This is a genomic window from Salinarimonas ramus, from assembly GCF_014645695.1.
Lineage (GTDB): Bacteria > Pseudomonadota > Alphaproteobacteria > Rhizobiales > Beijerinckiaceae > Salinarimonas > Salinarimonas ramus.
This window is the reverse complement of record NZ_BMMF01000001.1, coordinates 103,814-126,871: the sequence shown is the minus strand read 5'-3', so window position 1 is coordinate 126,871 and position 23,058 is coordinate 103,814. Positions and strand designations below refer to the sequence as shown.

The window sequence follows — 23,058 nt, the reverse complement described above, 5'->3', positions numbered from 1 at the left end:
ATGGCGGGCAGCGAGGGCGCGATCCTCCTGCCGATGGGCGTGGCGCCGGGCGACGTGCCGTTCTCGCCGGGACTCGCGGATCTCGCGAGGGTCTTCTTCGAGGAGGGCTGGTGCCTGCGGGACCTGCGCGCCCGCGGCGCGCCGCTGACGCGGCTGGGGCAGGTCGTCTCGGACGAGAACGTCGCCACCGAGGACGAGATCGCGCGCTCCGACTACTACAACGACTTCGTGCGCGCGAACGGCTTCGGCTGGTTCTGCGCCGTGGGCTTTCGCGCGGGCGCGTCCTGGTGGGGCCTCTCCTTCCAGCGCACGATGGGGCAGGGGCGGTTCGAGGAGGCCGACAAACGGGCGGTCGGCGCCTTGCGCGCGCAGATGACCCAGGCCGCGACGCTCTCGGAGCTCGTCGGTCGCCGCGCGCTCGCCGGAACCCTCGACGGCCTCGCGCTCATCGGCAAGGCCGTCTTCGCCCTCGATTTCCGGGGCGTCGTCGTCGCCCGGAACGAGGCGGCGGATGCGCTGCTCGGGCGCGACCTCCTCGTCCGCGGCAGGCGTCTCCAGCCGGCGGACGAGCGTGCGCGCGTGCAGCTCGACGAGGCGATCGCCGGTGCCGCGCGCCGCCCGCTCGATCTCGGCACGGGCGCGCCGATCCTCCTGCGCGACGCGAGCGGCCTGCCCGCGCTCGCGCTGCGGCTCGCTTCGGTCCCGCCGTCGCTCGCCCAGCCGTTCCTCGGCGCGCGGCTCCTGTGCCTCGCGACCCCTGTCGACGCACCCCGCGCGAGCACCTCCGCCGGCGGCCTCGCGGACGCCTTCGGCCTCACGCCCGCGGAGGCACGCCTGTGCACGCTGCTCGGGCACCATCGCGACCTGCGCGAGACCGCGAGCCGCGCCGGCATCAGCTACGAGACGGCGCGCAATCACCTCAAGCGCGTCTACGCCAAGACCGGCACCGGTCGACAGGCGGACCTGCTCGAGCTGATGACCCGGCTCACGGACGTCTGACGTAATGCTACCCGCGTGTCGTTTCGTCGAATGGCGACCATGACCCATCTGGGTCATGCGCTCCCGCTCCATGTGGGCGAACGCTCCGTGATGGCCGGAACGGCCGTTCGCGGAGATGGAGAAACGTCCGATGCCGGCGCGCTCGATCATCAACCTGTCCGCTGCTTTCATCGTGCTCGCCGGCCTCGCCGCCGCCGATATTGACGCGCGGGCGCAAGGCACGCTGAGCCGCGAGGAGATCCGCGCGCTCGTCGACGGCAAGACCTATCGCTTCGAGGTGCCTCAGCGCGGCTTCGCGAGAACGACGACGATCGACGCCGACGGCGCACAGGCGCTGACGAGCAACATCCCCGGCATCGAGACCGACACCGGCAGCTGGCGCATCGCCGGGAACGAGCTGTGCTCGCGCTGGACCAAGATCCGCAACGGCGACGAATCCTGCCAGACCGTCACGCCGCAGTCGGACACCCGCTACGAGACGTCGAACGGGACGATCCTGATCTTCGACTGACCCGCGCGCCGCGACCCGCTTCCTGCCGCTTTCCACCCTTCGGAGATACGCCCATGGCCGACATCAACGGTACGCCCGCGTCCGAGACCCTTCCCGGCACAGACGGCGACGACAGCTTCATCGGTGGCGACGGCGCCGACACGCTCCAGGGAGGAGCGGGGTTCGACAGGGTGAACTACGCCGAGGAGGGCGGGCCGGGAGGCGTACTGGTCGATTTCGGCGGCGGGCCGGGGCGCGACACGTTCGGCGCGGCGGATCGCCTGCAATCGATCGAGTTCGCCCTCGGCACGGCCTTCGCCGACGAGTTCCGCGGGACCAGCGGGTCCAACGGCGCGGCCGGGCTCGCGGGCGCCGACATCTTCGATCTCGGCGACGGCTTCGACGACGTCCGTTACACGTTCGACGAGGAGTACGGCGGCACGAGCGGCATCCAGGTCGATCTCTCCCGCCAGTTCGCCATCGACGGCTTCGGCGACCGCGACACGCTGATCGGCGTGGAGCGCGTGCGCGGGACGCGCTTCGACGACAGCTTCGTCGGCGACGACCGAGACAACCAGTTCGCCGGCAATGCGGGCAACGACGTGTTCGACGGGCGCGGCGGCTACGACAGCATGCACTTCATCCTGGAGACCGGCGCTCAGACCATCGACCAGACGGCGATCGGCGTCATCGTCGACTTCAACGCCGGGACCGCCCGTCACGGCGGCGCCGCGCGCCAGGACGAGGTGGATCGCTTCTCCGGCATGGAGAATGCCGAAGGGACGAATCGCGCGGACGTCTTCATCGCGCTGACCGAGAACGGCGACCACTTCTTCGTCGGGTATGCCGGCAACGACACGTTCCAGGGCGGATCCGGGTTCGAGCAGGTGTCCTACGCGGGAGAGCGGTTCTTCGGCGGGGACAGGGGCATCGTCTTCGACTGGTCGACGGGAACGGCGATCGACACGTTCGGGCACGAGGATCGGCATTCGAACATCGACCTCGTGCGCGGTACGCTCCTCGCCGATCGCTTCGTAGGTGACGACGGCCGTAACCAGGTTCGCGGGCTCGCGGGCGATGACATCATCGATCTCGGCGGCGGGGTCGACGAGGTCCGCTATGAGATGGACGCCAACGAGGGGGGCGCCGCCGGCGTCATGGTGGATCTCGCCGCGGGCTTCGCCATCGACGGCTTCGGCGATCGCGACACGCTGATCGGCGTCGAGCAGGTGCGCGGCACGGATTTCGCCGATCGCCTGATGGGCGACGGGGCCGACAACCGGCTGCGTGGGCTCGACGGCGCCGACGAGCTCGCGGGTGCGGGCGGCAACGACCGGCTCGAGGGCGGGCGCGGCGACGATGCGATCGACGGCGGCGCCGGCCGGGACGCCGCCGTGTTCTCCGGCGCGCGCGGCGAGTACGCCGTGACGAGCGGCGCGGCGGGGCTCATCGTCAGCGACACCACGTCCGGCCGCGACGGTATCGATCGACTGACGAACGTCGAGCGCCTCGTCTTCACGGATTCGACGCTCGCCTTCGACTTCGACGGCACCGCTGGGCAGGCCTATCGGCTCTACCAGGCGGCTTTCGCCCGCACGCCCGACCAGGGCGGCGTCTCCTTCTGGACGAACGCCTTCGATCGCGGCGAGCAGGACCTGATCGGCGCGGCGACCTTCTTCCTCGCCTCGCCGGAATTCGCGGCGACCTACGGCAGCCCCGGCACCGTGAGCGACGCGGCCTTCGTCGCGCTCCTCTATCAGAACGTCCTCGGCCGCGGGCCGGACGACGGCGGCAACGCCTTCTGGCTCGGCGAGCTCGCCGGCGGGCGCTCGCGGGAGAACGTGCTGGTGCAGTTCTCCGAGAGCCCGGAGAACGTCGCCCTCGTGGCGCCGGCCATCGCGTCGGGCATCGTTCTCGACGTCGGCATCGCCTGAGGCGGAACGCTCCAGCCGCGCGGTCTCGCGGCGCGCCTCGCGCGCGTTGCGGGATCGCGAATGGTCACGCTACCCAGGCTGGTTCATTGCCTCCTCTCGTTGGGGAACCATGATCGCCTCAGGCGGTTCGGGCGGTGCCTGAAACGCCAACGAGGAGCGACCATGTTCTTCCACAACAGCAAGCTTCAGTACGAGGTCCGCGTCGAGAAGCCGAACCCCCTCTTCGCCAAGATGCTCCAGCAGGCGATCGGCGGGGTCGAGGGCGAGATCCGCGTGGCCATGCAGTACTTCTTCCAGGCCATGGGAGCGCGCGGCAATCCGAAGTACCGCGACCTCCTCATCGCCACCGCCACCGAGGAGCTCTCGCATATCGAGTTCCTCGGCCACGCGGTCGCGCTCAACCTCGAGAAGGCTCCGGCCCACATGAAGGACGAGGCGGCCAAGGACCCGGTCGTCGCGGCGATCCTGGGCGGCATGAACCCGCGCCACCTGCTCTCGTCGGGCCTCTCGGCCATGCCGGTGAACGCGAACGGCGTGCCCTTCGACATGAGCCACGTCTACGCCACGGGCAATCTCGGCGCCGACATGCTCGCCAACGCCACGGCGGAAGCGGGCGGGCGCGTGCTCGCCTCGCGGCTCTACGAGCTCACGGACGATCCCGGCATGAAGGACATGCTCTCCTTCCTCATCGCGCGCGACACGATGCACCAGCAGCAATGGCTCGCGGTGATCGAGGAGAACGGCGGCTTCGAGGGCACGCTGCCGATCCCGAACTCGACGCCCCAGAGCGCCGAGGCGACGGAGCATTCCTACGTCTTCCTCAACACCTCCCTCGACAAGGAGGCCCCGCAGGGCCGCTGGACCTCCGGTCCCTCGCTGGACGGCCGCGGCCAGTTCAGCATGCGCCCGGCCCAGCCGATGGGGCAGGAGCCCTCGCTCGGCAAGGCGCGCCCCGACAGCGGCGCGCAGAAGGAGCAGATGTGACGCGACGATCGGCGGCGCGCCTTCGCGGGCGCGCCGCTTCGCGTCCTCAGGACGGCGCGCGGCTCGTCTCGCGCGGCCGCTCGGGAATGCGCACGAGGCGCGGGCGCCAGATGCCGAGCACGACATTCGCGACCGCGATCGCCATGACGACGGCGAGCGTGCCCCATTCGAGCACGAGGAGCTCGTCGAGCGCCTCCGGCCCCGCGGCGCCGGCGGCGATGCGCTGCGCGATGGCCGCGGCGGCGTCCGCCTTGGCGCTGACGATGGTGAGCGTGCCCTTGAACATGAGGATGCCGAGCCCGGCCTTGATCCACACCCAGCCCATTTCCTGGAAAGGCCTGTGCACGATCATCGACAGGAGTCCGGACACGAGCCCGACGGCAAGCGAGGGCAGGAGCACCCAGCTGCTCAACGCCGAGATCGCCGCCCGCAAGCCCGCATAGGCCGCCGCATCCTCCACCGGCACCGCGACCAGCAGCACCATGTAGCACGCGAGCCCCCCGATGAGGCCCGCGGCGGCGACGGAGTGGAGGATCTTGACGAGCTTGCGCATGATGCTCTCGCGTACGCGGGACCCCGGCCGCCGACGATCCGCACGGCCTGGTGACTGCAGGTCGAACCATGCGCGGCGTTCCTCGTTCGTGCAAGCAGCGCGGGCGTGCGCTCCGACGTCGCTGGACGCGCAGAGGCAAGGCGGTATCGCCGATCAGTCCGTTCGAGACGGACTCTACCAATTTCGACCGAGCACTTTCGACATAAATTAAGTAATGAATGCTAACGAGACCCAAGATCAATCGAGGGGGCTCGTGAAATGCGTATCGAGGTCGTCGGAACGAACGTCTTGGGCTACACCGCGCAGTCGCTCATCGGTCCGCTCATTCCCGACAGCATCGACGTCGAGCGGTTCGAGCGATCGAGCATCGCCTTCACCTACCAGGATCCCGCGGGCGCCCGGCTCCGCATGGAGCTTCGAGGCGAGTTCTCCGGCACGTCTCCGGAGACGGCGGTCGGCACGGTGTCGGAGGTGGTGCTGTCGGTCCAGGCCGTCGGCGGCTACCAGACCTATCAGACCTGGTCGGAGATCGGCCGAAGCCTTCAGGATTTCGTGGTCTCGAACCTCGGATCGCTCCTCGCCGGAGACGACACGTTCCTGGGCGGCGCCCTGGCCGACACCGCTCACGGGGCGACGGGGCGCGACGTGTTCGTCGGCCGCGGCGGCGACGACACGTTCTTCGGCGGCGAGGGGACCGACACCGCGACCTTCACCGGGCTTCGCGACGCCTACGTGGTGACGCGAAGCGCGGATCGGCTCGTCGTTGCCGATACAGCCCCGACGCGGGACGGCACGGATACGCTGCTCTCGGTCGAACGGCTTCAATTCTCCGACGGCATTCTCGCCTTCGACACCGCAGGAACGGCCGGTGCAGGCTACCGCCTCTACCAGGCCGCCTTCGCACGCGCCCCCGACGCCGAGGGTCTGGGCTTCTGGGTTCGCGCGCTCGACCAGGGGATGGCTCTGCGCGATGCGGCGGCAGCCTTCATCACGAGCGCGGAGTTTCAGCAGAAGTACGGAACGAGCGTGAGCGATGCCGCTTTCGTCGACGCCCTCTACCAGAACGTCCTGGGCCGGAGCCCGGACGAGGGCGGCGCCGCCTACTGGCAGGGAGAACTGGCGCGGGGTCTCGCCCGCGCGGACGCCCTCGTCTCCTTCTCCGAGAGCCCCGAGAACGTGGCACTGGTCGCCCCCTCGACGGCCGACGGCATCTGGCTCTTGTGAACGTGTGCGAAGGGCCGAAGACGCTCGTTCCCGTGGGCGTGACGTCGATCGCCGTCGGTGGCGGAAGGGGTGGGATTCGAACCCACGGTGGAGTCGCCCCCACGGCGGTTTTCAAGACCGCTGCCTTAAACCACTCGGCCACCCTTCCGGCCGCACACTCCTAGCGCGCTCGGGGGCGCGTGGGAAGGCTCGTGCAGCCGGGTGTCGCGCGAAAGCCACAGGCGGGCCGCATTCGCGCGCGGAGGCGAGGGCGGAACAGGAACGAAAGCGGATGCCACCACGAACATTCGCCGGGGCGTCCCGAAACACGGCATTCTCTTGTCAATTCCGCCCCAATCTGGGCATAGTCCGCGCAAATCGTGCCTTCGCGCGACGGCGGGCCTCCTCCCGACTCGCTCGCGCGTCGGCTGAGGATCGCCCGGGGAAGGGCGGCTGGACACGGGGCCTTGTGACATGACGGGATCGACGCGCGCGGCGGGGCATCTCATCCGGATCGCTGCGATGGGGACCCTGGCGCTGACGCTCGCGGCCTGCGGCACGCGCGTTGCGGTGGACCCGAAGCTCGGCGTCTCGGCGAGCGAGCGGGTGGTCGACGAGAATTCCGCGGTGCCCAAGGGCGGCGGGCGCGAGCATGTGGGGCGGCCCTACACCATCGCCGGGCGCACCTACGTTCCCCGTCACGACCCCGATTATTCGCAGGAGGGTCTCGCCTCCTGGTACGGCGCGCGCTTCCACGGCCGGCGCACGGCCAACGGCGAGGTGTTCGACCGCTTCGCCCTGTCGGCGGCCCACACGACGATGCCGTTGCCGAGCTACGCGCGCGTCACCAATCTCGACAACGACCGCTCGATCATCGTGCGCGTCAACGATCGCGGGCCGTTCCACGGCAGCCGCATCATCGACGTCTCGCGCGCCGTCGCCGACACGCTCGCCTTCCGCGGCGCGGGCACGGCGCGGGTGCGGGTCGACTATGTCGGCCCCGCCTCGACGGAGGGCAGCGACGACGAGATCCTGATGGCGACGTTGCGCACCGACGGTCGCCTGGCGCAGATGCCCATCGACGGCGCCACCACGATCCAGGTCGCCTCCGCCGGCGGCGTGCCGCAGGTGGACCGCATCCCGCTCGCGGCGGCGGATCGCCCCGTGGCGCCGACGCTCGCCTTCGCCTCGGCCCCGCAGACGGTGGCGCTCCCGGCCCCGCCGCTGCGCCCGAGCGAGCTCGCCTCCGTGGCGCCGCGCGCGGTCAACGCCTCGCTTCCCGCATCCGCGTCGGCGCCGGTTCCGTCGGCCCCGATTCCCGGCGCGACGCTCCCCGGAGCCGCCCCCGCGGCGGAGCTGCGCGGCGCGCAGGATCCGACGCATCTCGTCGGCATCTTTTTCGCTGCGCCCGATCAGCCGGCCGCGGGCTTCACCCGCACCTTCGGCGCCGCCGCAATTCAGCCGGCTACCAGCCTGCGTCGCTGACGCCACGCCGTTTCGTTCATCGACGCTTCGTGCCGCCGCCCGTCTTGCAAGCCGGGCGCGTGGGGCGTAAGTGCGCGCATGGCCGCCCCCGGGCACTCGCCTTCGACGAACGGAGAGACGCATGACCGCCATCGCCAACATCCTCGCCCGCCAGATCCTCGACAGCCGGGGCAACCCCACCGTGGAGGTCGACGTCTATCTCGAGGACGGCGCGATGGGCCGCGCCGCGGTGCCGTCGGGCGCCTCCACGGGCGCGCACGAGGCGGTGGAGCTGCGCGACGGCGTCGCCGGCGCCTATAAGGGCAAGGGCGTGCTCAAGGCCGTGGACGCGGTCAACAGCGAGATCCTCGACGCGCTCGCCGGCATGGACGCCGAGGACCAGGTCGCCGTCGACCAGGCGATGATCGACCTCGACGGCACGCCCAACAAGGCGCGGCTGGGCGCCAACGCCATCCTCGGCGTCTCGCTGGCGGTGGCGAAGGCGGCCGCGATCTCCTGCGGCCTGCCGCTCTACCGCTACGTGGGCGGCACGCAGGCGCGCACGCTCCCCGTCCCGATGATGAACATCGTCAACGGCGGCGCGCACGCGGACAATCCCATCGACTTCCAGGAATTCATGGTCATGCCGGTGGGCGCGCCCTCGCTCGCCGAGGCCGTGCGCGTGGGCTCGGAGATCTTCCATACGCTGAAGTCCGAGCTGAAGCATGCCGGCCACAACACCAATGTCGGCGACGAGGGCGGCTTCGCCCCCAACCTGCCCTCCGCCGAGGCGGCACTCGACTTCGTCATGAAGGCGATCGAGAAGGCCGGCTACAAGCCCGGTGACGACGTCGTGCTGGCGCTCGACTGCGCGGCGACGGAATTCTTCAAGGACGGCGCCTACGTCTACGAGGGCGAGGGCAACAAGCGCCGCTCGCCGCACGAGCAGGCGGCCTATCTCGCCAAGCTCGTGGCCGACTACCCGATCCGCTCCATCGAGGACGGCATGTCCGAGGACGATTGGGAGGGCTGGGCGGCCCTCACCCGCGAGGTCGGCGACCGCTGTCAGCTCGTCGGAGACGACCTGTTCGTGACGAACGTCACGCGCCTCTCGCGCGGCATCGCCGAGGGCGTGGGCAACTCGATCCTCGTCAAGGTCAACCAGATCGGCTCGCTCACCGAGACGCTGGCGGCGGTCGACATGGCCCACCGCGCGTCCTACACGGCGGTGATGTCGCACCGCTCGGGCGAGACCGAGGACGCGACGATCGCGGATCTCGCGGTCGCGACGAATTGCGGGCAGATCAAGACCGGCTCGCTCGCCCGCTCCGATCGTACGGCGAAGTACAACCAGCTCATCCGCATCGAGGAAGAGCTCGGCACGAGCGCGATCTACGCCGGGCGCGGCGCGCTCAAGGGCCGCCTCTGAGGCGGCCGCGATCTCCCCGCAGGCGAGGTGGGCCGCGCAGCGGACCGGAGGGGGCGAGCGCCACGTCGAAGGCGTCCTCGCCCCACCCGCCTCGCTGCGCTCGTCGACCGCCCCGTGGGGCGGTTACGGGGCTGTGGGCCGCAGCAACGCGCTCCGTCGGCGTGGGCGGCATCTGCGAAACGCTTCCTTAACCACCCGCGTCGACCATCGCGGCATGGTCGTCAAGAAACGTCTCCGCGCCGTCCTGATTCCCCTCGCGCTCTACGGAGTGTCGGGCCTCGCGGTCGGCTATTTCGTCCACCACGCCCAGTCGGGCCAGCGGGGGCTCGACGCCAAGCGCGAGCTGCAGCTGGAGCGCACCCGCATCGAGGCGACGCTGGGCGCGCTGCAGCAGGAGCGCGCCGACTGGGAGCACCGCATCGGTCTCGTGCGCTCTCACCAGATCGACCGCGACCTGCTCGAGGAGCAGGCGCGCGTCATGCTCGGGCGTGTGCACCGCAACGACGTCGTCATCATGGTCGATCCCGAGCTGCGACCCGCGCCGGCTCTCGCGGCGCGATCGATCAACTGAGATACAGTTGATCGCTGAAAATCATTGCAAATAAGGAACTTGTCAGCCGGCCGAGACATCTGCGCACGGTCTCTTGCGCTCTCGCTTTCCGACTTTAGTTGGGCTAAGACAGGGCCGAGGATAACGTTCGGAGGTGTGCATGGCCACGGCTGCACGTCGGACGCAGGGCGCGTCCGCTTCTGCCAAGTCCGCTGCTGCGAAATCCGCTGCCGGTAAGAGCCCCAGCAAGGGGCGGGCGGCGAAGGGGGCGGCGACGAACGCCCCCACGCTCTCGAAGGAAGAGGAACTCCACGCCTATCGGGAGATGCTGCTCATCCGCCGCTTCGAGGAGAAGGCCGGCCAGATGTACGGCATGGGCCTCATCGGCGGCTTCTGCCACCTCTACATCGGCCAGGAGGCCGTGGTGGTGGGCATGCAGATGGCGTCGAACGACGGCGACCAGGTGATCACCGGCTATCGCGATCACGGCCACATGCTGGTCACGGGCATGGACCCCAAGGGCGTCCTCGCCGAGCTCACGGGCCGCCGCGGCGGCTACTCGAAGGGCAAGGGCGGCTCGATGCACATGTTCTCCAAGGAGAAGCAGTTCTTCGGGGGGCACGGCATCGTCGGCGCGCAGGTCCCGCTGGGCACCGGGCTCGCTTTCGCCAATCGCTACAAGGGCGACGACGCGGTGAGCCTGGTCTATTTCGGCGACGGCGCCGCGAACCAGGGCCAGGTCTACGAGAGCTTCAACATGGCGGCGCTCTGGAAGCTGCCCGTCGTGTACGTCATCGAGAACAACCGCTACGCCATGGGCACGTCGGTGACGCGCTCGGCCGCGCAGTCGGACTTCTCGAAGCGCGGCATCTCCTTCGGCATTCCCGGCGAGCAGGTGGACGGCATGGACATCCGCGCCGTGCGCGAGGCCGGCGCGCGGGCCGTCGAGCACGCCCGCTCGGGGGAGGGGCCCTACATCCTCGAGATGCTGACCTACCGCTATCGCGGGCATTCCATGTCGGACCCGGCGAAGTATCGCACGAAGGACGAGGTCTCCCGCATGCGCGAGGAGCACGATCCCATCGAGCAGGTCCGCCGTCGCCTCATCGGCGAGTTCGGCGTGCCGGAGGACGAGCTCAAGGGCATCGACGGGCAGATCCGCAAGATCGTGAACGAGGCGGCCGATTTCGCCACCAGCGATCCGGAGCCCGACGTGTCCGAGCTGTTCACCGACATCCTCCACTGATCTCCCCTCCATCCGGCAGCGCGCCCCCGCCCGGCGGGGCGCGCGTCTGCCGTCGATAGAAGAGCGCTGGTCCATGCCCATCGACGTCCTGATGCCCGCCCTCTCTCCGACCATGGAGCAGGGCAAGCTCGCCAAGTGGCTCAAGAAGGAAGGCGACACGGTGAAATCCGGCGACATCCTCGCCGAGATCGAGACCGACAAGGCGACCATGGAGGTCGAGGCGGTGGACGAAGGCGTCCTCGCCAAGATCCTCGTCGCCGAGGACACCGACAACGTCGCCGTCAACACGCCGATCGCCATCATCGCGGAGGAGGGTGAGGACGTCTCCGCCGCCGCCTCCGCCGGCCCGTCGGCGGCGAAGGTCGAGCCCGCGCCCGCGCCCGCCCAGGATGGCGCGCCGGCCCAGATGGCGGCCGAAGGCATGGCGGCCGAGCCCGCCGGCTCCGCGCCCACGGGCGGCACCGAGCCAGTGGCCCGCCCGGCCGCGCCCGCGGTCATGCGCCCCGAGGGCGTCTACGACGCGACGCAGGAGATCCCCGCCGGCACCGAGCTCGTGACCATGACGGTGCGCGAGGCGCTGCGCGACGCGATGGCCGAGGAGATGCGCCGCGACGAGACCGTCTTCGTCATGGGCGAGGAGGTCGCGGAGTACCAGGGTGCCTACAAGGTCACCCAGGGGCTCCTGCAGGAATTCGGCGCGCGCCGCGTCATCGACACGCCGATCACCGAGCACGGCTTCGCGGGGTTGGGCGTGGGCGCCGCCTTCGCGGGCCTGCGGCCGATCGTGGAGTTCATGACCTTCAACTTCGCCATGCAGGCGATCGACCAGATCATCAACTCGGCCGCGAAGACGCTCTACATGTCCGGCGGCCAGCTCGGCGCGCCGATGGTGTTCCGCGGGCCCAACGGCGCGGCCTCGCGCGTGGCGGCCCAGCACAGCCACGACTACGCCGCCTGGTACTCGAACGTGCCCGGCCTCAAGGTCGTGATGCCCTACACGGCGGCGGACGCGAAGGGGCTCCTCAAGAGCGCCATCCGCGACCCCAACCCCGTGATCTTCCTCGAGAACGAGATCCTCTACGGCCAGTCCTTCCCGGTGCCGAAGCTCGACGACTTCACGGTGCCGATCGGCAAGGCCAAGATCCACCGCGAGGGGACGGACTGCACCATCGTCTCCTTCGGCATCGGCATGACCTACGCGCTCAAGGCCGCGCACGAGCTGGAAGGCGAGGGGATCTCCTGCGAGGTCGTCGACCTGCGCACCATCCGCCCGATGGATTCGGAGACGGTCGTCGCCTCGGTGATGAAGACCGGGCGCTGCGTGTGCGTCGAGGAGGGCTTCCCGCAATCGGGCGTCTCCGCCGAGATCGCGACCCGCGTCCAGGCGGACGCGTTCGACTATCTCGACGCTCCCGTCGCCCGGGTCACCGGCAAGGACGTGCCGATGCCTTACGCGGCGAACCTCGAGAAGCTGGCGCTGCCGTCGGTGGCCGAGGTGGTCGAGGCGGTCAAGGCCGTCTGCTATCGCTGAGCAGGAGAGCGGCATGGCAGACGAGGACGACACCCGCCTCTTCCACGAGCTCGAGGCCCCGCCGGACGCCCTGGAGAAGGGCGGGCACGAGGTGCTTCGGGCGAGCGTGGTGGAAGGCGGCGTCTCCGTGACGCTGCGCCGCTCCTTCGACGACCCGTTCACCTGGGGCCTGCTCCTCGTGGATCTCGCGCGCCACGCCGCGCGGATCTACGCGCTCGAGGCCGGCATGAGCGAGGAGGAGGCCATGGCCGCCATCCGCGCCGGCATCGAGGCCGAGCTCGACCGCCCCACCGATCCCGGCACCACCGGCGCCGTGAACTGACGATCCCTTCGAGATCAGGATCAAGCGACGATGCCCATCACCATCCTGATGCCCGCCCTGTCCCCGACGATGGAGAAGGGCAACCTCGCCAAGTGGCTGAAGAAGGAGGGTGACCCGGTCAAGTCCGGCGACATCCTCGCCGAGATCGAGACCGACAAGGCGACCATGGAGGTCGAGGCCGTCGACGAGGGCGTGCTGGCCAAGATCGTCGTGCCCGAGGGCACGGCGGACGTGCCGGTCAACGACGTGATCGCGCTCATCGCCGAGGAGGGCGAGGACCCCAAGAGCGTCGAGCTGCCGGCCTCCGGCGGCGGCGCCGCCGCGCCTGCGCCGGCCGCGGCTCCCTCACCCGCTCCCGCCGCCCCGCAGGAGAACACGACCAAGGCCGGCGGCGGCGAGGCGGGCCACATGTCCTACGCCCGCGTGAACGAGGCGCCCGGCGGCGCGCCGGCGGCGGCGCAGCCCGCGCAGGCCTCCTCCGGTGGGCGCGTCTTCGCCTCGCCGCTCGCCAAGCGCATCGCGAAGGAGGGCGGTCTCGACCTCGCGCAGGTGAAGGGCTCGGGCCCGCACGGGCGCGTCATCGAGCGCGACGTCCGCGCGGCGCTCGCCGGCGGCACGGCGAAGGCCGCGCCGGCCCAGGCCGCTGCCGCCCCGGCGGCGGACGCAATGCCTCAGAAGGCCGTGCCCACGCCCCCCGCCGCGACGGCGGGCGCCACCATGGCGCAGGGCCTCAAGGCCGATCAGGTCAAGGCGATGTTCGAGCCGGGCTCCTTCGAGGAGGTCCAGCTCGACGGCATGCGCAAGACGATCGCCAAGCGCCTGCTCGAGTCCAAGCAGACGATCCCGCATTTCTACCTGACCGTGGACGTCGAGCTCGACGCCGCGCTCGCCCTGCGGGCTCAGCTGAATGCGGCCGCTCCGTCGAAGGACGGCAAGCCGGCCTACAAGCTCTCGGTCAACGACTTCGTCATCAAGGCGCTCGCCATGGCGCTCCAGCGCGTGCCGAACGCCAACGCCGTCTGGGCGGAGGATCGCATCCTCAAGCTGAAGCATTCCGACGTCGGCGTCGCGGTGGCGATCGAGGGCGGGCTGTTCACGCCCGTCATCCGCAAGGCCGAGACGAAGACGCTGTCGGCCATCTCCGCCGAGATGAAGGACCTCGCCGGACGCGCCCGCAACAAGCGCCTGAAGCCAGAGGAGTACACCGGCGGCACGACGGCGGTCTCCAACCTCGGCATGTTCGGCATCCGCGAGTTCGCCGCCGTCATCAACCCGCCGCACGCGTCGATCCTCGCGGTGGGCGCCGGCGAGAAGCGCGTCGTCGTCAAGAACGACGCTCCCGCGGTCGTCCAGGCGATGACCGTGACGCTCTCGTGCGACCACCGCGTGGTCGACGGCGCGCTCGGCGCCGAGCTGCTGGCGGCCTTCCGCGAGCTGATCGAGCAGCCGATGGGGATGCTGGTGTGAGGTGACGACCGGGGACGGCGTCAGGTCGGTCCATCGCGCTGCATAGGCGTGGTGATCGTCCTGTGCGACCCCCACCCCCGGCCCCTCCCAACAAGGGGGAGGGGAGACCGTCCGGCGCCGGACGTCCGGTCGGAGCTTTCTCGGTAAGCAATGCCGGCAGCCGTCCTTCCCCCTTGTGGGGAAGGTGCCCCCGAAGGGGGCGGATGGGGGTAGTGATGCAGGGCGCGCGCTCTCCGGCCCATACGGCCGCCGGTGCAGTGCCGCAGGATCGAAGAGGGAGAGCGGCATGGCTTGGAATCAGCCACCAGCAAGATCGCCCTCGGGGGCTGCTCGCCGAGCCGCTCGCCCGCTCCGTCGACAGATGACTCCCGCCGAGAAGCGTCTCTGGTGGTATCTTCGGCGCAGGATCGCGCTCGAGGGTACGCACTTCCGCCGCCAGGTCCCCCTCGGCCCCTACGTCGTCGATTTCTGTTGCCTGAAGCACAAGCTGATCATCGAGGTCGACGGCGCGAGCCATTCCTACGACGCCCAGCGGGCCCGCGACGCCGTACGCGACGCGGCCCTGGAGGCGCAAGGGTTCGACCTCCTGCGCTTCACCAACCACACCGTCCTGACCGACATCGACAGCGTGATGGACACGGTCCACGCCCGTCTCGCCGAGCCCGTCGCAGCCCATGCCTGACGCCGCGACCCTCGCTCCCGTCACTCTGCGCCCCGCCACCCCTGCGGACGCGCGCACGATCGCGGTCCTGTGGGACATGGCGAATGCGGGGCACGTGGCGAGCCTGTTCGCCCGCGGCGCCCGCGGGCGGCGGAGCTGGCTCGACGATGCCGCCGACGAGATCGGGCGGCCGGCGGGCGAGATGTCGTGGAAGAACGCGGTCGTCGCCGAGCACGACGGCGACGTCGTCGGCGCGCTCGTGGCGTTGCGGCTGACCCGGCGGATGGGCCGCGTCGCCATGCTGCGGCTGCCCCCGGACCAGCGCTCGCATTACGAGCTCCTGGCCCAGGTCCACGGCGCCTACTTCCTGCGCGACCTGGCGGTGATGCCCGAGCATCGCGGCCGCGGCATCGGCTCCGCGCTGATCGACGCGGGCGTCGGACGGGCGCGGGCCGCCGGCTGCGAGACGCTCGCCATCACCACCCACGAGACGAACGAGAGCTTCCGCGCGCATCTCGAGCGCCGCGGCTTCACCGAGCGCGACACGCGCCCCGTGCGGCTCCACGCGCGCTATGCGCCGCAGAGCCGCTGGATCCTCCTGGCGCGCCCCGTCGCGGGCGCCTGACGACGAACGAACGAGAGAGAGCGCGATCATGGCCGACACCTACGACGTCATCATCATCGGCGCCGGTCCCGGCGGATACGTCGCCGCGATCCGCGCCGCGCAATTGGGGATGAAGACCGCGGTCGTCGATCGCGAGCACCTCGGCGGCATCTGCCTCAACTGGGGCTGCATCCCGACGAAGGCGCTGCTGCGCTCGGCGGAGATCTTCCACTACATGAGCCATGCCGGCGATTACGGGCTGTCCGCCCAGGGCGTGTCCTTCGACATCGGCGCCGTCGTCAAGCGCTCGCGGGGCGTGTCCGGCCGGCTCAACGGCGGCGTCGGCATGCTCTTGAAGAAGAACAAGGTCGACGTGATCTGGGGCGAGGGCTCCATCGCCAAGGCCGGCGAGGTGACCGTCAAGCCCGCCACCAAGTCCGTCGAGGGCCCGCCGGTGCCCGCGCCCAAGGGCGCTCTCGGCCCGGGCACCTACAAGGCCAAGCACGTCATCGTCGCCACGGGCGCGCGGCCGCGCGCGCTGCCCGGGATCGAGCCGGACCGCAAGCTGATCTGGACCTATTTCGAGGCGATGGTGCCCAAGGAGATGCCGAAGTCGCTGCTCGTCATGGGTTCGGGCGCCATCGGCATCGAGTTCGCCTCGTTCTACCGCACGATGGGCGCCGAGGTGACCGTCGTCGAGGTGATGCCGCAGATCCTCCCCGTGGAGGACGCCGAGATCGCGGCGATGGCGCGCAAGCGCTTCGAGAAGCAGGGCATCAAGATCCTCACCTCCGCCAAGGTCACCAAGGTGGAGAAGGGAGCGAACGACGTCACCGCCACGATCGAGACCGACAAGGGCACCCAGCAGATCACGGCGGACAAGCTGATCTCGGCGGTGGGCGTCGTCGGCAACGTCGAGGGCCTCGGGCTCGAGGCGCTGGGCGTGAAGATGGAGCGCGGCGTCGTCGCCACCGACGGCCTCGGGCGCACCAACGTGCCCGGCATCTACGCCATCGGCGACGTCGCCGGCCCGCCCATGCTCGCCCACAAGGCGGAGCACGAGGGCGTCATCTGCGTCGAGACGATCGCCGGCATGCACGCCCATCCCATGGACAAGGGCATGATCCCCGGCTGCACCTATTGCCACCCGCAGGTGGCGTCCGTGGGCCTCACCGAGGCCAAGGCGAAGGAGCAGGGGCTGTCCGTCAAGGTCGGGCGCTTCCCCTTCGCCGGCAACGGCAAGGCCATCGCGCTCGGCGAGCCCGAGGGCATGGTCAAGACGATCTTCGACGCCGAGACCGGCAAGCTGCTGGGCGCCCACATGATCGGCGCGGAGGTGACCGAGCTCATCCAGGGCTACGTGGTGGCCATGAACCTCGAGACCACCGAGGAAGAGCTGATGCACACGGTCTTCCCGCACCCGACGCTCTCGGAGATGATGCACGAGAGCGTGCTGGATGCGTATGGACGGGTGATCCACACGTGAGGATGCGTGCTTTTCTTGCGTGCAAGGCTGTCGGCTGATAGGCTCTGGTACTCACTTCTACGAGTGCCTACATGCTTCTGACGCTCATGGTCGTCGTTTTCCTTGGTAGCGCTGCCGCCGTGATTTGGGCGGGCGCGCGCTATCCCAACGCATTGGGCTCCTGGGCTACGGCCGTGGTTCTTGTCGCTCTTCCTCTGGTGACGTCGATCGGTGGGACGCCGTCGGGACTGGCCGGGCTGCGCGAGCTCGACTCCTATCTGCCCTTCGCCAGCGATCTCCTCCTGGTGCTCGTCGGGCTCAGCGCGATCGTCGTGCTCGACGCGGCGGCGGCACGCCGGCACGATCGCCTGCAATGGGCGTTCTGGATAGGCCTCGTCGTCAGCTTGGCAACCGTCGCGATCGCGCTCCACTGGAACACGGGACTTCGCGCGGCCAGCGCGAACGGTGCGACCATTACCGACGTTTCTCTCGTCTTGTCGTATGTCGGAGTGCTGCTTATCATCTCGTTGTCGCTGCGGCTCGCAACAGCGGAGGATTGAAGAGATGCACGAATTTCTGATCGTCCTTCCCTGGATTGGCGCAGTGCTCGTCATCTACGGGCTTCGGGGCGAGCTGGCCAAACGCGGCAGGGAGATCACGGCCTGGTGGGGGATGCGGTTCGCTGCGAGCGGCGGCGCCGCCGGCCGACGGCGGGGCGGAGAGACGTGCCAAACGACCGATGGCGAACTCGAAGAATTGCGTCGGCGCTACGCCGAAGCTCCAGAAGACACGCGCGCCGCGGTCATGAAGCTGCTCGCGCGCTGAACCCCGTTCGCTGGAGCGCCGACCGCACTCGCCGATGCCCGAACCCGCACCCCCGCACTCGCCCCGCGATAGCGCCTCCGACACAAGCCGCATGAAGGCCGTCTTCGTCGCGGCGGCGTCGCTCGCCTTCGCGACGGCGCCGCTGGCATTTCCGTTCGCGGGCTTCGATCCGGAGCTCTTCCTGATCCCGCAGGTGGACCCGCCGGTGCAGCCGGCGGGCTACGCGTTCGGCATCTGGGGCGTGATTTATCTGTGGCTCCTGACCTCCGCCGCCTTCGGCCTCGTGCGGCGCGGGGACGAGTCCGCGTGGGATCGCCCGCGCTGGCCGCTCGCGGGGAGCCTCGTCATCGGGGCCGCCTGGCTCGCCGTGGCGCAGACGAGCGCGCTCTGGGCCACCGTGCTGATCTGGGTGATGCTGATCCTCGCGCTCGTGGCGCTCGCCCGGACGCCGGCGACGGATCGCTGGCTCCTGCGTGCGCCGGTCGCGCTCTATGCGGGCTGGCTCACGGCGGCGTCCTGGGTGTCGATCGGGCTCTTCGGGGCGGGCTTCGGGATCTGGCTCGGGCAGATCGGCTGGGCGATCGCGAGCCTCCTCGGCGCCCTGATGCTGGCAGCGCTCGTTCTCCTGCGCCTCCCGGCCATCCCGCTCTACGCGGTCGCGGTCGTCTGGGCGCTCGTCGCCGTCGCCGTGGCCAATTGGGGCGCGGTCTGGAGCGTCGTCGTGCTGGCGCTCCTCGGCGCCGCCGGCGTGGCGGCACTCGGCTATCGCAACGCGCGAGCCTGAGCCGGTCCGCCCATGCCGGCGCTCGTCTTCACCTCTTGCCCCACACCGCATCGCAGCTTAACCATTCCCCATCGTAATCGGGGGCGACATCCATGAGGTCGAGAACGTTGGCGCTCGCGCTGCCCGCACTGGCGGTCCTGGCGCTCGGGCTGTCGGGCTGCGCGACGATCACGCGCGAGGAGTGCCAGGCCGAGGACTGGTCGAGCATCGGCCAGCGCGACGGCGCGGAGGGGCATGCGCCCTCGCGGCTGGAGAGCCACGCGCGGGTGTGCGCGAACTTCAACATCGTGCCCGACGTCGAGGCCTATCGCAGCGGCTGGGATTCCGGCGTGCTGCTCTACTGCACGCCGCAGAACGGCTTCGCCACCGGCCGCGAGAACGATTCCTACCACGGCCTGTGCCCGGCGGGCGTCGCGGGGCCGTTCCTCGAAGGGCGCGAGATCGGATCGCGCCTGGGGGCGGCGGAGCGGCGCGTCGCCTCCGCGGAGAGCCGGCTGCGCAACGGCGAGAGCGAGCGCGATCGTCTGCGCCGGCGCATGGACGAGCTGCGCGACGACCGCGCGATTTCCGCCACGGAGCGGCGAGACCGCATCGAGGAAATGCGCGACCGCATCGACGACCTGCGCTGGGAGATGGACCAGGCGCGCTTCGATCTGCAGCAGGCGCGCGCGGCGTTGCCGGCGGCGCAGGCGGCGGCGCAACGATTCTTCGACCGCTACGCCACGCGAGGCTGAGCGGCGGCGGAACGCCCGAGCTTGGCTCGGCGTTGCGAGGGCACGATCATCATCCCGCGGGGAGCTGAAAGCATGTCCATCATCGCCTGGATCGTCGTCGGCATCATCGCCGGCTTCATCGCCGAGAAGGTCACCGGCCGCGATCACGGTCTCCTGACGAACCTCGTCGTCGGCATCATCGGCGCCTTCGTCGGCGGCTTCATCGCCTCGCTGCTCGGCTTCGAGTTCCGAGAGGGCTTCAACATCGCCTCCATCGTGGTGGCGACCATCGGCGCCATCGTGTTTCTCTGGATCCTGGGCATGATCCAGGGCCGCAGAGGCCGCTGAGGGCGCGACGGTCGCAGCCGGCGCGGGCCTGGTCTGCATCGGGCGTGCGTTGCGTCGCCGCGTGGGATTTGCGTCTCGCGCGGCGACGCCCTAGATCAGGGCGACGTCACGAGCCGCGCGGGTGCCTCGCGCGGTCAAGCCGGATCGGGAGAGCATGACCGTCGTCCTCGACCTCCTCGCCAAGGACATCCGCGCCAAGGATGGTGCCGCCAAGGATGCGCGTCCGCGCCATCCCGAGAAGGCGCACCGGCCGGATCAGCCGCTCCAGCGCAAGCCGGACTGGATCCGCGTCAAGGCGCCGGGCTCGCCGGGCTGGGCCGAGACGAACCGGATCGTCAAGGAGAACCGGCTCGTCACCGTGTGCGAGGAAGCCGGCTGCCCGAACGTGGGCGAGTGCTGGGAGAAGAAGCACGCCACCTTCATGATCATGGGCGACACGTGCACCCGCGCGTGCGCCTTCTGCAACGTGAAGACCGGCATGCCCCAGGCGCTCGACGCGCAGGAGCCCGAGAACATCGCCGTCGCGGTCGCCAAGCTCGGCCTCGAGCACGTGGTCGTCACCTCCGTCGACCGCGACGACCTCGAGGACGGCGGTGCGCAGCATTTCGCCGACGTCATCCGCGCGATCCGCGCGCGCGCGCCCGCGACCACGATCGAGATCCTGACGCCCGACTTCCTGCGCAAGCCCGGTGCGCTCGAGATCGTCGTCGCGGCGCGCCCGGACGTGTTCAACCACAATCTCGAGACCGTCCCCTCGAAGTACCTGAAGGTGCGCCCCGGCGCGCGCTACTTCCACTCGATTCGCCTGCTCCAGCAGGTCAAGGAGCTCGACCCGACGATCTTCACGAAGTCCGGGATCATGGTCGGGCTCGGCGAGGAGCGCAACGAGGTGCTCCAGCTGATGGACGACCTGCGCTCGGCCGAGGTCGACTTCCTGACGATCGGCCAGTATCTGCAGCCGACCCGCAAGCACCATCCCGTCATCCGCTACGTGACGCCCGACGAGTTCAAGGCGTACCAGACGACTGCCTACGCGAAAGGCTTCCTGCTCGTTTCCGCGTCACCGCTGACGCGCTCGTCCTACCATGCCGGGGACGATTTCGCCCGGCTCAAGGCCGCGCGTCTCGCGAAGCTCGGTCGCTGATCCGCCTGCCGCCCATGCCGTCATTCCGCACCACACGTCGCGTTCGTCACACGCCGGCGAGGATGTTCGACCTCGTCGCCGACGTCGAGCAGTACCCCAAGTTCGTTCCGCTCTGCGAGGACCTGAAGGTCCGCCGCAAGGTGCAGAGCGGGGAGGGGGTCGAGACCCTCGTCGCCGACATGACCGTCGGCTACAAGGCGATCCGCGAGAACTTCACGAGCCGCGTCACGCTCGACCGCGCGCGGCTGCGCATCGACGTCGAGTACGTCAACGGCCCGTTCCGCTACATGGAGAACCGCTGGACCTTCAAGCCCGCGGGCGAGGACCAGTGCGACGTGGAGTTCTACATCAACTACGAATTCAAGAGCTTCGCGCTCGGCATGCTCATGGGCACGATGTTCGACCGCGCCTTCCGCAAGTTCTCGGAGGCGTTCGAGCAGCGGGCGGACGCGATCTACGGGTGAGGGCGGTGCCGGGTGCCGCTACTGGGAAGCGTCACCCCTCCCGCAGCGCCTCCTCCAGCAGTTCCAGCGCATCCGCCACCGTCCGCAGCCGCACCATCGAGCGGCCGAGATCGCCGTAGCGCCTCTCGAGGTGCCGCACGGCGCCGCCGCGGCGGGCGCAGCCGAAATGGACGAGGCCCACCGGTTTCTCCGCGGAGCCGCCGCCGGGGCCGGCGATGCCGGTGACGGACACGGCGACGTCGGCGCGCGACGCCGCGAGCGCGCCCTCGGCCATGGCGCGGGCGGTCTCCTCGCTCACCGCACCGTGCGCCTCGATCGTCGCCGCGGGCACGCCGAGGCACTCGATCTTGGCCTCGTTGGAATAGGTGACGAAGCCGCGCTCCACGGCGCGCGAGGAGCCGGGGATGTCGGTGAGGAGCCCCGCGATCAGCCCGCCCGTGCAGCTCTCCGCCGTGACGATGGTGAGGCCCGCCGTCGCGTAGGCGTCGAGGAGGGCGGTGGCGCGCTCGCGCATCTCGTCGGGAAAGATCACGCGTCCTCCTCCGGCAGGCGGATCGTCGCGGCGGCCTGGGCGGCGATGCCCTCGCCGCGGCCGGTGAAGCCGAGCTTCTCCGTCGTCGTGGCCTTGATGGAGACGCGGGAGACCGGAATGTCGGCCGCGCGCGCGATCGCCTCGCGCATGGCCTCGCGATGCGGTCCGACCTTGGGCGCCTCCGCGAGGATCGTCGCGTCGAGGAGATCGATGATTCCGCCGCGCGCCCGCACCCGCTCGGCGGCGAAGGCGAGGAAACGGTCGGACGAGGCGCTCTTCCATTGCGGATCGGAGGGCGGAAAATGCGTGCCGATGTCGCCCTCCGCCAACGCGCCCAGCAGCGCGTCCGTCAGCGCGTGGAGCACGACGTCGCCGTCGGAATGGGCGAGCACGCCGCGCGTATGCGGGATGCGCACGCCGCCGAGCCAGACGTGGTCGCCCACGGTGAAGGCGTGGACGTCGAAGCCGGTGGCGAGCCTCGTGATCATGCGCGTCTCCGGGCCGCCCGTGGCGGCGAAATCCTGCGGATGGGTGAGCTTGACGTTCCCCGCCTCGCCGGCGAACACGACGACCGGGTGACCAGCCCATTCCATCAACGCGCCGTCGTCGGTGAAGTCGTCGCGTCCCGCGGCGACGGCGGTGCGGTGCGCCTCCGCGAGCGGAGCGAAGCGGAAGGCCTGGGGCGTCTGCACGGCGCGCAGCGTCGCGCGCGGCGGCGTCTCGACGACGCGTCCCGTTTCGTCGACGCGCTTGATCGTGTCGACGACGGAGATGCCCGGGATCGCGGCCCCGTGCGCCTGCGCCGCCGCGATGGCGCGCGAGACGAGATCCGGCGTCAGGAAGGGGCGCGCGGCGTCGTGGACGAGGACGATTTCCGGCGCCGCCCCGTCCGCCAGGCGCGCGAGGCCGGCGGCGACGGAGCCCTGGCGCGTCGCCGCGCCCTGCACCGGCGCGAGGAGCTTCTCGCGTGCCGCGGGCGCTAGCGCCGTCGTGGTGCGGGCGTAGAAGTCGCCGTCGTCCGGATGGGTGACGACGAGGATGCGGTCGATCGCCTCATGCGCGCCGAGGAGCGCGAGGACGCGGCCGAGGACGCTCTCTCCGCCGACGAGGCGGTATTGCTTGGGATCGCCGGCCCCGGCGCGCGCGCCGCGGCCCGCGGCGACGACGAGAGCGGCGATGCGGGAGGGTTCGGACACGACGATTCCCGTTCGCGCTGTCACACGCCTGTGGTGATAGAGAATGCCGCTTCCCGAGGCAACGCGCTCGGAGACGCCGACGCGACGCCTGGAGGCCAGGACACGGCCGGGAGCCATGCACTTCACGCACTTGCCAATTTGGCAGGCTTG

25 protein-coding genes and 1 tRNA gene are annotated in these 23,058 nt (G+C 70.1%); 22 read left to right on the top strand and 4 right to left on the bottom strand.

The window, feature by feature from the left end:
• The 4 genes from IEX89_RS00600 to IEX89_RS00585 all read left to right on the top strand — a co-directional run bounded on the left by IEX89_RS00600 (position 1) and on the right by IEX89_RS00585 (position 4,407).
• A complete protein-coding gene (locus tag IEX89_RS00600) occupies positions 1-999 on the top strand; it encodes a helix-turn-helix transcriptional regulator (RefSeq protein ID WP_188908398.1) in 999 nt (332 codons plus the stop codon).
• Positions 1,000-1,129: 130 nt separating this feature from the next.
• Positions 1,130-1,510 (top strand): hypothetical protein, encoded by a 381-nt coding sequence (locus IEX89_RS00595; protein ID WP_188908396.1) that lies wholly within the window; start codon positions 1,130-1,132, stop codon positions 1,508-1,510.
• Positions 1,511-1,563: 53 nt separating this feature from the next.
• The gene (locus IEX89_RS00590) at positions 1,564-3,423 is read left to right on the top strand and encodes a DUF4214 domain-containing protein (RefSeq protein ID WP_188908394.1); all 1,860 of its coding nucleotides are present in this window, start codon (positions 1,564-1,566) and stop codon (positions 3,421-3,423) included.
• Between the two features lie 162 nt (positions 3,424-3,585).
• Entirely contained in the window at positions 3,586-4,407 is an 822-nt protein-coding gene (locus tag IEX89_RS00585; RefSeq protein ID WP_188908392.1) for a manganese catalase family protein, read from the top strand.
• A gap of 46 nt (positions 4,408-4,453) precedes the next feature.
• Here IEX89_RS00585 and IEX89_RS00580 read toward each other — a convergent pair whose 3' ends face one another.
• Entirely contained in the window at positions 4,454-4,960 is a 507-nt protein-coding gene (locus tag IEX89_RS00580) for a DUF2269 family protein (protein ID WP_188908390.1), read from the bottom strand.
• Positions 4,961-5,218: 258 nt separating this feature from the next.
• Between IEX89_RS00580 and IEX89_RS00575 the strand changes: the two genes are divergently transcribed.
• Positions 5,219-6,184, top strand: coding sequence for a DUF4214 domain-containing protein (locus tag IEX89_RS00575; RefSeq protein ID WP_188908388.1), 966 nt, complete (start codon positions 5,219-5,221; stop codon positions 6,182-6,184).
• 58 nt (positions 6,185-6,242) lie between these two features.
• Here IEX89_RS00575 and IEX89_RS00570 read toward each other — a convergent pair.
• Positions 6,243-6,332, bottom strand: a tRNA-Ser gene (locus tag IEX89_RS00570).
• Between the two features lie 305 nt (positions 6,333-6,637).
• Between IEX89_RS00570 and IEX89_RS00565 the strand changes: the two genes are divergently transcribed.
• The 17 genes from IEX89_RS00565 to IEX89_RS00485 all read left to right on the top strand — a co-directional run bounded on the left by IEX89_RS00565 (position 6,638) and on the right by IEX89_RS00485 (position 21,180).
• A complete protein-coding gene (locus tag IEX89_RS00565) occupies positions 6,638-7,648 on the top strand; it encodes a septal ring lytic transglycosylase RlpA family protein (protein WP_188908386.1) in 1,011 nt (336 codons plus the stop codon).
• A 121-nt stretch (positions 7,649-7,769) separates the two neighbouring features.
• A complete protein-coding gene (gene eno / locus IEX89_RS00560; RefSeq protein ID WP_188908384.1) occupies positions 7,770-9,056 on the top strand; it encodes a phosphopyruvate hydratase in 1,287 nt (428 codons plus the stop codon).
• Between the two features lie 214 nt (positions 9,057-9,270).
• Positions 9,271-9,627: an FtsB family cell division protein gene (locus tag IEX89_RS00555; protein WP_188908382.1), complete on the top strand. Its 357-nt coding sequence runs from the start codon at positions 9,271-9,273 to the stop codon at positions 9,625-9,627.
• A 139-nt stretch (positions 9,628-9,766) separates the two neighbouring features.
• Positions 9,767-10,852 (top strand): pyruvate dehydrogenase (acetyl-transferring) E1 component subunit alpha, encoded by a 1,086-nt coding sequence (gene pdhA / locus IEX89_RS00550; RefSeq protein WP_188908380.1) that lies wholly within the window; start codon positions 9,767-9,769, stop codon positions 10,850-10,852.
• A gap of 73 nt (positions 10,853-10,925) precedes the next feature.
• Positions 10,926-12,383, top strand: a complete 1,458-nt coding sequence (locus tag IEX89_RS00545; RefSeq protein ID WP_188908378.1) for a pyruvate dehydrogenase complex E1 component subunit beta — start codon at positions 10,926-10,928, stop codon at positions 12,381-12,383.
• Positions 12,384-12,396: 13 nt separating this feature from the next.
• The gene (locus tag IEX89_RS00540) at positions 12,397-12,705 is read left to right on the top strand and encodes a DUF5076 domain-containing protein (RefSeq protein WP_188908376.1); all 309 of its coding nucleotides are present in this window, start codon (positions 12,397-12,399) and stop codon (positions 12,703-12,705) included.
• A gap of 30 nt (positions 12,706-12,735) precedes the next feature.
• The gene (locus IEX89_RS00535) at positions 12,736-14,172 is read left to right on the top strand and encodes a pyruvate dehydrogenase complex dihydrolipoamide acetyltransferase (RefSeq protein WP_188908374.1); all 1,437 of its coding nucleotides are present in this window, start codon (positions 12,736-12,738) and stop codon (positions 14,170-14,172) included.
• Between the two features lie 286 nt (positions 14,173-14,458).
• Entirely contained in the window at positions 14,459-14,854 is a 396-nt protein-coding gene (locus tag IEX89_RS00530; RefSeq protein ID WP_188908372.1) for an endonuclease domain-containing protein, read from the top strand.
• The gene (locus tag IEX89_RS00525; protein WP_188908369.1) at positions 14,847-15,458 is read left to right on the top strand and encodes a GNAT family N-acetyltransferase; all 612 of its coding nucleotides are present in this window, start codon (positions 14,847-14,849) and stop codon (positions 15,456-15,458) included. The genes IEX89_RS00530 and IEX89_RS00525 overlap by 8 nt, the downstream gene beginning before the upstream one ends.
• A gap of 28 nt (positions 15,459-15,486) precedes the next feature.
• Positions 15,487-16,923: a dihydrolipoyl dehydrogenase gene (lpdA, locus tag IEX89_RS00520; protein ID WP_188908367.1), complete on the top strand. Its 1,437-nt coding sequence runs from the start codon at positions 15,487-15,489 to the stop codon at positions 16,921-16,923.
• 71 nt (positions 16,924-16,994) lie between these two features.
• Positions 16,995-17,462, top strand: coding sequence for a hypothetical protein (locus IEX89_RS00515; protein ID WP_188908365.1), 468 nt, complete (start codon positions 16,995-16,997; stop codon positions 17,460-17,462).
• A gap of 4 nt (positions 17,463-17,466) precedes the next feature.
• The gene (locus tag IEX89_RS00510) at positions 17,467-17,727 is read left to right on the top strand and encodes a hypothetical protein (RefSeq protein ID WP_188908363.1); all 261 of its coding nucleotides are present in this window, start codon (positions 17,467-17,469) and stop codon (positions 17,725-17,727) included.
• Between the two features lie 91 nt (positions 17,728-17,818).
• Positions 17,819-18,511: a TspO-related membrane protein gene (locus IEX89_RS00505; RefSeq protein ID WP_188908362.1), complete on the top strand. Its 693-nt coding sequence runs from the start codon at positions 17,819-17,821 to the stop codon at positions 18,509-18,511.
• Between the two features lie 92 nt (positions 18,512-18,603).
• Positions 18,604-19,245 carry a DUF2799 domain-containing protein gene (locus IEX89_RS00500; RefSeq protein WP_188908360.1) on the top strand — a complete coding sequence of 214 codons (642 nt, stop codon included), beginning with the start codon at positions 18,604-18,606 and terminating at the stop codon, positions 19,243-19,245.
• Positions 19,246-19,317: 72 nt separating this feature from the next.
• The gene (locus IEX89_RS00495; RefSeq protein ID WP_188908358.1) at positions 19,318-19,572 is read left to right on the top strand and encodes a GlsB/YeaQ/YmgE family stress response membrane protein; all 255 of its coding nucleotides are present in this window, start codon (positions 19,318-19,320) and stop codon (positions 19,570-19,572) included.
• A gap of 154 nt (positions 19,573-19,726) precedes the next feature.
• Positions 19,727-20,716 (top strand): lipoyl synthase, encoded by a 990-nt coding sequence (gene lipA, locus IEX89_RS00490; protein WP_188908356.1) that lies wholly within the window; start codon positions 19,727-19,729, stop codon positions 20,714-20,716.
• 14 nt (positions 20,717-20,730) lie between these two features.
• Positions 20,731-21,180: a type II toxin-antitoxin system RatA family toxin gene (locus IEX89_RS00485; protein WP_188908348.1), complete on the top strand. Its 450-nt coding sequence runs from the start codon at positions 20,731-20,733 to the stop codon at positions 21,178-21,180.
• Between the two features lie 31 nt (positions 21,181-21,211).
• On the opposite strand, the gene IEX89_RS00480 is transcribed toward IEX89_RS00485, so the two are convergent.
• Positions 21,212-21,694, bottom strand: a complete 483-nt coding sequence (locus tag IEX89_RS00480; RefSeq protein WP_188909096.1) for a CinA family protein — start codon at positions 21,692-21,694, stop codon at positions 21,212-21,214.
• A gap of 14 nt (positions 21,695-21,708) precedes the next feature.
• Positions 21,709-22,908 (bottom strand): bifunctional 2-C-methyl-D-erythritol 4-phosphate cytidylyltransferase/2-C-methyl-D-erythritol 2,4-cyclodiphosphate synthase, encoded by a 1,200-nt coding sequence (locus IEX89_RS00475; RefSeq protein WP_244645042.1) that lies wholly within the window; start codon positions 22,906-22,908, stop codon positions 21,709-21,711.
• Positions 22,909-23,058 lie beyond the last annotated feature (150 nt).